Source organism: Microbacterium umsixpiens (assembly GCF_053543675.1).
In genome coordinates this window covers 14,268-21,830 of sequence record NZ_JBLVOH010000116.1, presented here as the reverse complement: position 1 = coordinate 21,830, position 7,563 = coordinate 14,268, and the positions used below count along the sequence as shown (strand labels likewise).

Sequence of the window (7,563 nt, the reverse complement as noted above, 5' to 3'; positions counted from 1 at the left end):
CCGGGCAGACGCCCGCGCCGGCCGCCCCCGCACCGCGCATCCTGAACAGCGAATACGTCTGGATCACCATCGGTGCGTGCGCGCTCGTGTTCCTCGGGGCGTTCGAGTCCCTGGCCGTCACCACCGTGATGCCGACGGTGAGCGCCGATCTCGGCGGTGAGCGGCTGTACGCACTCGCATTCGCCGGCCCCCTCGCCACCGGGGTCATCGGCATGGTGATCGCGGGGAACTGGGCCGATCGTCGCGGACCGGTGGCCCCGCTCTACACGGCAGTGGCGATGTTCGTCGTCGGGCTGCTCGTCGCGGGGCTCGCGCCGAGCATGGAGATCCTCGTCGCGGGCAGGTTCGCGCAGGGTCTCGGCAGTGGAGGGCTCATGGTCGCGCTCTACGTCGTGGTCGCCCGGGTCTACCCGCAGGCGCTGCACCCGGCGATCTTCGCCGGGTTCGCGGCCGCCTGGGTCATCCCTTCCCTCATCGGACCGACGGTGGCGGGAGCGGTGACCGAGCTCTGGAGCTGGCACTGGGTCTTCCTCGGTGTCGTCATCCTCGTGCTCGTCGCGCTGCTCATGGTCATCCCCGCCCTGCGTGGGCTCGCGAACGACGGTGATGCGTCGACGCCCTGGGCTTTCGGGAGGCTCGGCTGGTCGGTGCTGGCCGCGATGGCCGTGCTTGCATTGAACCTGGTCGGCGACATCCCCGGGGTCGGCCCGGTGCTGGCGCTTATGGCCGTGGTGGTCGCCCTCATCGCGGTGCGCCCACTGGTCCCGCGCGGCACCTTTCGCGCCCGGCGCGGGCTGCCCTCGGTCATCCTCGTCCGCGGGGTGGCCGCCGCCGCATTCTTCGGCGCACAGGTCTACCTGCCCTATCTGCTGACCGATCGCTATGAGCTCTCGCCGACGCTCGCGGGGCTCTCCCTCACCGGCGGCGCGCTCGCCTGGTCTCTCGCCGCGACGGTGCAGGGGCGGATGGGCGTGCGGCTCTCGAGTGTGACGGCCGTGCAGGTGGGCACGATCCTGGTGCTGGTCGGCATCCTGCTGATCGTCGCGACCGCCGGTTTCGGCTGGGACGCCCTGATGGTCGCGGTCGCCTGGGTCGTCGCGGGGATGGGCATGGGCTTGATGAGCCCCAGGACCAGTGCCCTGACCCTCGCGATGTCGACACCCGCGGACCAGGGCTTCAACAGCGGTGCCATGACGGTCGCCGATTCGTTCGGCAGCGCCATGGCCCTGGCCATAACCGGGACCCTTTTCACGGCGCTCGCCGCCACCGATCCGTTCCTGGGGGTGTTCGTGCTGGCGGCCGTCGTCGCCTTCGCGGCGGCGGTCCTCGCGCCGCGGATCAGTAGTCGGAGCGGCGGATCGGCGGCGGCTGCGGTCGGCGAGGAGTCGGCGGCCGGATGATCGCGCCCGTGGCGGACGCCGTCGCGCGATGATTTGCGCGAGAGCGACGGCATCCGTACTCTGATGAACGGTGTTCAGGTGAACACCGTTCAGGAAGGATGAGCGATGACCGACTCCCCCCGTGACACCAGCGCTACTCTCGGCCGGGTGGCCGTATTCGCCGCCCTCATCATCGTGCTCGGCACGGTCGTCGTGCCGCTGCCGGGCGGGGTGCCGATCACGGGGCAGACGCTCGGTGTCATGCTCGCCGGCCTCGTGCTCGGCCCGCGCGTCGCCCCGTGGTCGATCGCCGTCGTGCTGGCACTCGCCGCGGTCGGACTCCCCGTCCTGGCCGGAGGCCGCGGCGGCCTCGGCGTTTTCGTCGGACCGACCGTGGGCTACATGATCGGCTGGATCGCCGGCGTCGTGGTGATCGGACTCATCCTGCGTACCGGGCGCTTCACCTGGTGGCGTGCCGCCGTGGCCGCCCTCGTCGGCGGGGTGCTCGTCGTGTACGCGTTCGGCATCCCGGTGCAGGCGCTCGTCACCGGCGTCCCGCTCGACCTCACCGCGCTGTCGAGCCTGGCCTTCCTCCCCGGAGACCTGATCAAGGTGACCGCCGCCACCCTCGTCGTGGTCGCCCTGCGTCGCGCCTACCCGCGCGCCTTCGCCGACAGTCGTCCGGTGCGGGAACCCGTCGCCGCCTGACGCGCACGCCGCGGCATCCGCCGCGGCATCCGGTCTCGCTCCGGTCCATCTGTCGGACCGACGCACGGGTGTCGGACGACACGCCGGGTATCCGTCCGACATTCGTGCATCGGACCGACAAGTGAACCCGCCGACCCCGTCCGCCCCGTCGGCACCATCGGCCCGGCACCCGGTCGCTCCACCTTGCCCGCCACGCCGACGGGAACAAGTCACCCGTGACTCGGCGTTGCTCTTGAGCGAGACTGGGCGACGGAACCGACGACCCGGGCGACGAGAGGTGCGACGCATGAACGCTGCGGAGAAGACCGACGAATACGACCTGATCGTGCTGGGCGGAGGACCCGTCGGCGAGAACGTCGCCGACCGTGCCGTGCAGGGCGGGCTCACCGCGATCATCGTGGAGAGCGAACTCGTCGGAGGGGAATGCTCCTACTGGGCGTGCATGCCGTCGAAGGCGCTGCTGCGTTCGGCCCAGGCCCTCCGCGCGGCGCAGCACGTGGCCGGCGCCTCTCAGGCGGTCACCGGAAAGCTCGACGTGCGAGCCGTCTTCGACCGCCGCGACTCGTTCACCAGCAACTGGTCGGATGACGGTCAGGTGAAGTGGCTCGATTCGGCCGGCATCGACCTGGCCCGCGGCCACGGCAGGCTCACGGGCGAGCGCGAGGTGACGGTGACGGATGCCGATGGCACCGAGCGCGTGCTGCGGGCCCGGCACGCGGTCGCGATCAGCACCGGATCGGATGCCGTCATCCCGCCCATCGACGGGCTCCGCGAGGCCTCCCCGTGGACGAGCCGCGAGGCGACCAGCGCCGAGGAGCTGCCGGAGAGCCTGGCCGTGATCGGCGGCGGCGTGGTGGCCGTCGAGATGGCGACCGCGTACGCCGCGCTCGGCTCGACCGTGACCGTGATCGCCCGCAGCGGACTGCTCGGCGGGATGGAGCCCTTCGCGGGCGAGCGGGTGGCCGCGGGGCTGAAGGAGCTCGGCGTCGACGTGCGCACCGGAACCGGCACCACGTCGGTCCGCCGCGGGCCCGATGGCGTCACCATCACGCTCGACGGCGGCGAGGAGATCACCGCGACCGAGGTGCTCGCCGCGACAGGGCGCACGCCGCGCAGTGGAGACATCGGCCTCGACGTCGTCGGCCTCGAACCGGGGCGCTGGATCAAGACGGACGACACGCTGCGGGTTCCCGGCTCCGACTGGCTGTACGCGGTCGGCGACGTGAACGGACGCGTGCTGCTCACGCACCAGGGCAAGTATCAGGCGCGGGCCGCCGGTGACGTGATCGTCGCCCGCGCGAAGGGTGCCGACGTCGACGATGCACCGTGGGGCCGCCACGTCGCCACCGCGGATGAGGCCGCCGTCCCGCAGGTCACGTTCTCGATCCCCGAGGTCGCCTCGGTCGGACTCACCGAGGCCGCTGCGCGCGAGGCCGGGAAAGAGGTGAAGGTCGTCGACTACGACCTGGGCTGGGTCGCCGGGGCGAGCCTCTACGAAGACGGCTTCGAGGGCCAGGCACGCCTCGTGATCGACACCGAGCGCGACGTCGTGCTCGGTGCCACGTTCGTCGGCCCCGAGGTGGCGGAGCTCGTGCACGCCGCGACGGTGGCGATCGTGGGCGAGGTTCCGATCGCCCGTCTGTGGCACGCGGTGCCGTCGTACCCGACCGTGAGCGAGATCTGGCTGCGGCTGCTGGAGGGCTACGGACGCGATTCCGCCTGATCCGCACGGCGGCAATCCGTTCGGGGAAGGGCACCGAACAGCATCCGGGATTGTTTCTCACATTGACGGCCCGCGCGCAACCCGTCGGACCGATGTCCCCACCGTCTTATACGCTCGAACCCACATCCGAGGAGGCAGGACCATGAAGGCTGTACTCGCAGGAACCGTCATCGCCGAGGCCGACGAGAGCGAGCTCGTCCGCATCGAGGGGAACTGGTACTTCCCACCCGCATCCGTCGCGCTCGGCGCGCTCGTCGAGAGCCCCACGCCGTACACCTGTCCGTGGAAGGGCGCCGCGCAGTACTACTCGGTGCAGACCGAGGGCGAGCTCCACACCGACTACGCCTGGTCGTATCCGAACCCGTATCCCTCGGCGTTCGAGCGTGTGGGCACGGACTTCTCGGGATACGTGGCCTTCGACCCCCGCGTCGAGGTCGGACCGTAGTCACACCCGCCTTCGCATCGATCGACCGACTGGAGACCAGCCCATGATCGAGTTCCGCAACGTCACGAAGCGGTTCCCCGACGGCACCCTCGCCGTCGACGACTTCAGCCTGGTGCTGCCGTCGCGCAAGACCACCGTCTTCGTCGGTTCCTCCGGCTGTGGCAAGACCACCCTGCTCCGGATGATCAACCGGATGGTCGAGCCCACCTCCGGCGACGTCGAGATCGACGGCGAGAGTGTGCTGGTCGGCGACCCGGTCGCGCTGCGTCGGCGCATCGGCTACGTCATGCAGAACTCCGGCCTCATGCCGCACTTCACGGTCATCGACAACGTGGCGACCGTGCTGCGGCTGACCGGGGTGAAGCGAGCCGCGGCCCACCAGCGAGCGCGGGAACTGCTCGACACGGTCGGCCTCGACCAGTCGCTCGCCGAGCGCTACCCGAGCCAGCTCTCCGGTGGTCAGCAGCAGCGCGTCGGTGTGGCCCGCGGACTCGCAGCCGACCCCAACATCCTGCTCATGGACGAGCCCTTCGGTGCGGTCGACCCCATCGTGCGCGCCGACCTGCAGCAGGAGACCATCCGCCTGCAGCACGAGCTCGACAAGACGGTCGTGTTCGTCACGCACGACATCGACGAGGCGTTCCTGCTCGGTGACCAGGTCGTCATCCTCGACAAGGGCGCGCGCATCGTGCAGGTGGGCAGCCCGAGCGAGATCATCGAGAACCCGGCCGACGACTTCGTGGCGGCCTTCATCGGCGCCGATCGCGGCAAGCGGGCGCTGCACCTCAAGCAGACGCCGCGCGGCACCGTGGTGGTCGATTCCGACGGTCGCACCCAGGGCTCGATCGTCGACGTGCCGGATGCCGTGACCGACGCGCTGCTGAGCGAGGAGAGCGTGACGAAGGGCGCTCCGTGAACTGGGTCGTCGACAATCTCGGCCTCATCCTCGAGCTGACCGCGATCCACCTGCAGCAGAGCGCGATCGCGATCGTGCTCGGTTTCGTCCTGTCGCTGCCGCTCGGGTGGCTCGCCTGGCGCTATCAGCTGGTGAAAGGGCCCGTCATCGTCCTCACCGGGCTGCTCTACACGATCCCCTCGCTGGCGCTGCTGATCCTCCTGCCGTCCGTCGCGGGCTACCCCGCCCGCAGCCCCATCAACCTCATCATCGGCCTGACCATCTATGCGGTCGCGATCCTGGTGCGTGCGGTCTCCGACGGCCTGGACTCGGTCGACCCCGCGATCAGGCAGTCCGCCACCGCGATGGGCTACGGCGGGTTCCGACGGTTCTGGACGGTCGACTTCCCGCTCGCGGGCCCCGTGGTCCTCGCCGGGCTCCGGGTGGCCGCCGTCAGCACCATCTCCCTCGCCACCGTCGGCATCCTGGTCGGCGTCACCAACCTCGGCTACCTGTTCGAGAACGGCCTGCAGCGCCGCATCCTCGCCGAGGTGTTCGCCGGTGTCGTCGCGGTCGTCGTGATCGCGCTCGTGATCGACCTGCTGCTCCTGCTGTTGGGCCGCGCCCTGATGCCGTGGACCCGCGCGGCGAAGACGCCGTCGGCCGCTCGTCGAGCCGTGAGCATGGGGGCGGCCGCATGAACGTGTTCACGGACGCCCTCGCCTGGCTCTTCTCCCCCGACCGGTGGGAGGGGACGTATGCGCTGCCGGTCCTGTTCGGCCAGCACATGTACTACACGCTGATCTCGGTGGTGATCGCCGCGGTCATCGCCGTTCCGATCGGCTGGCTCATCGGGCACACCGGGCGCGGACGGGAGGTCGCCGTCGCGGTCTCCGGTGCGGCGCGTGCGATCCCGTCGTTCGGACTCCTGGTGCTGCTCGTGCTGCTGCTCGGCGTGCTCCGCATCCCCGAAGCCGCGATCATCACGTTCGTCCTGCTCGCGATCCCCTCGCTCCTCGCGGGTGCCTACACGGGCCTCGAGGCCATCGACCGGCGGGTGCTCGACTCGGCGCGCTCCATGGGGATGACCGAATGGCAGGTGTTCTGGAAGGTGGAGGTGCCCCTCGGTCTGCCGCTCCTCGTCGGCGGCATCCGCTCCGCGCTCCTCCAGGTGATCGCCACCGTGACGATCGCCGCCTACGTGAACCTCGGTGGTCTCGGCTGGCCGATCATCCAGGGCATCCCCCTGCGCAAGTTCGATCAGGTGCTCGGCGGGGCGATCCTCGTCGCCGTCCTCGCGCTGGCCGTCGACCTGATCTTCGCGCTCCTCCAGCACGCCGCCGTCCCCGCGGGTGTGCGAGCCGCACCGCGGAAGCGCCGCTCGCGCACCGTCATCAAGGCCGCGGCCGCAGCGCCCGCCTGACATCGACCCACAGCATCCATCCCGTTGTCCCAGAGAAGAGGAAGTCCCATGTTCACAGCACGAAAGTCACGACTCGCCCTCGCCGGTGGCGTCTCGCTCGCCGCGGCGCTCGTCCTCGCCGGCTGCACCAGCAGCAACCCGCTCGACGCCCCCACCGACGACGCGGGCTCGGGTGACGAGACCATCGTCATCGGCTCGCAGGCCTACTACTCGAACGAGATCATCGCCGAGATCTACTCGCAGGCGCTCGAGGGTGCCGGCTTCACGGTCGACGAGCAGTTCAACATCGGTCAGCGCGACGCGTACATGCCCGATGTCGAGTCCGGCGCGATCGACGTCTTCCCCGAGTACACCGGCAACCTGCTCGAGTATCTCGACAAGGATGCGACCGCAACCAGCCCGGACGACGTCTACGAGGCGCTCAAGGAGGCGCTGCCCGACGGTCTGACCGCGCTCGACTACGCCGAGGCTTCGGATCAGGACACGTACACCGTGCTGAAGAGCTTCGCGGACGAGAACGGTCTCACCTCGATCTCCGACCTCTCCAAGGTCACGACGCCGGTGACCATCGGCGCCGCGCCGGAGTTCGAGCAGCGCCCCTACGGCCCGGCCGCGGCCAAGGAGGTCTACGGTGTCGACCTCGGATTCTCGGCGACGGGCCCGACCACGCTCGAGTCGCTGCTCGCCGGTGAGATCCAGGTCGCCGACATCTACTCGGCAGACCCGGCGTTCCAGACGGAGGACATCGTGGCGCTCGAAGACCCGGAGAACATCATCCTGGCCTCGAACGTCGTGCCGATCGTCTCGGACGATCTGCCCGATGGGGCCGCCGACGTGATCAACGCGATCAGCGCGAAGCTCACGGCCGACGAGCTCGTCGCCCTGAACGTGCAGAGCACGGTCGACCAGAAGTCGGCATCCGACATCGCCAAGAAGTGGCTGGCGGACAACGACCTCTGAGTCGCTGAGACAGAAGCGGCCCGCCCCCGG

General features: G+C 69.9%; 8 protein-coding genes. All 8 read left to right on the top strand.

The window, feature by feature from the left end:
• Nucleotides 1–38: 38 nt before the first annotated feature.
• The 8 genes from ACNPM4_RS11740 (at nucleotide 39) to ACNPM4_RS11705 (ending at nucleotide 7,533) form a co-directional block, all read left to right on the top strand.
• Complete coding sequence (locus tag ACNPM4_RS11740; RefSeq protein ID WP_448985820.1) at nucleotides 39–1,400, top strand: MFS transporter; 1,362 nt, start codon at nucleotides 39–41, stop codon at nucleotides 1,398–1,400.
• 105 nt (nucleotides 1,401–1,505) lie between these two features.
• Entirely contained in the window at nucleotides 1,506–2,087 is a 582-nt protein-coding gene (locus tag ACNPM4_RS11735) for a biotin transporter BioY (protein ID WP_029263234.1), read from the top strand.
• Nucleotides 2,088–2,373: 286 nt separating this feature from the next.
• Nucleotides 2,374–3,810 carry a dihydrolipoyl dehydrogenase family protein gene (locus tag ACNPM4_RS11730; protein WP_448985816.1) on the top strand — a complete coding sequence of 479 codons (1,437 nt, stop codon included), beginning with the start codon at nucleotides 2,374–2,376 and terminating at the stop codon, nucleotides 3,808–3,810.
• 142 nt (nucleotides 3,811–3,952) lie between these two features.
• Nucleotides 3,953–4,255, top strand: a complete 303-nt coding sequence (locus ACNPM4_RS11725; protein WP_372467842.1) for a DUF427 domain-containing protein — start codon at nucleotides 3,953–3,955, stop codon at nucleotides 4,253–4,255.
• Nucleotides 4,256–4,298: 43 nt separating this feature from the next.
• Nucleotides 4,299–5,171: an ABC transporter ATP-binding protein gene (locus tag ACNPM4_RS11720; protein WP_372467843.1), complete on the top strand. Its 873-nt coding sequence runs from the start codon at nucleotides 4,299–4,301 to the stop codon at nucleotides 5,169–5,171.
• Nucleotides 5,168–5,851 (top strand): ABC transporter permease, encoded by a 684-nt coding sequence (locus tag ACNPM4_RS11715; protein WP_029263230.1) that lies wholly within the window; start codon nucleotides 5,168–5,170, stop codon nucleotides 5,849–5,851. The genes ACNPM4_RS11720 and ACNPM4_RS11715 overlap by 4 nt, the downstream gene beginning before the upstream one ends.
• Nucleotides 5,848–6,573: an ABC transporter permease gene (locus tag ACNPM4_RS11710; protein ID WP_372467844.1), complete on the top strand. Its 726-nt coding sequence runs from the start codon at nucleotides 5,848–5,850 to the stop codon at nucleotides 6,571–6,573. The genes ACNPM4_RS11715 and ACNPM4_RS11710 overlap by 4 nt, the downstream gene beginning before the upstream one ends.
• Nucleotides 6,574–6,621: 48 nt before the next feature.
• The gene (locus ACNPM4_RS11705; protein WP_105711405.1) at nucleotides 6,622–7,533 is read left to right on the top strand and encodes an ABC transporter substrate-binding protein; all 912 of its coding nucleotides are present in this window, start codon (nucleotides 6,622–6,624) and stop codon (nucleotides 7,531–7,533) included.
• The last annotated feature ends 30 nt before the right edge of the window (nucleotides 7,534–7,563 follow it).

Coding starts and splice junctions, on each gene's coding strand:
- ACNPM4_RS11735 (WP_029263234.1), top strand. CDS start 1,506: ATGACCGACTCCCCCCGTGACACCAGCGCTACTCTCGGCCGGGTGGCC.
- ACNPM4_RS11730 (WP_448985816.1), top strand. CDS start 2,374: ATGAACGCTGCGGAGAAGACCGACGAATACGACCTGATCGTGCTGGGC.
- ACNPM4_RS11725 (WP_372467842.1), top strand. CDS start 3,953: ATGAAGGCTGTACTCGCAGGAACCGTCATCGCCGAGGCCGACGAGAGC.
- ACNPM4_RS11720 (WP_372467843.1), top strand. CDS start 4,299: ATGATCGAGTTCCGCAACGTCACGAAGCGGTTCCCCGACGGCACCCTC.
- ACNPM4_RS11710 (WP_372467844.1), top strand. CDS start 5,848: ATGAACGTGTTCACGGACGCCCTCGCCTGGCTCTTCTCCCCCGACCGG.
- ACNPM4_RS11705 (WP_105711405.1), top strand. CDS start 6,622: ATGTTCACAGCACGAAAGTCACGACTCGCCCTCGCCGGTGGCGTCTCG.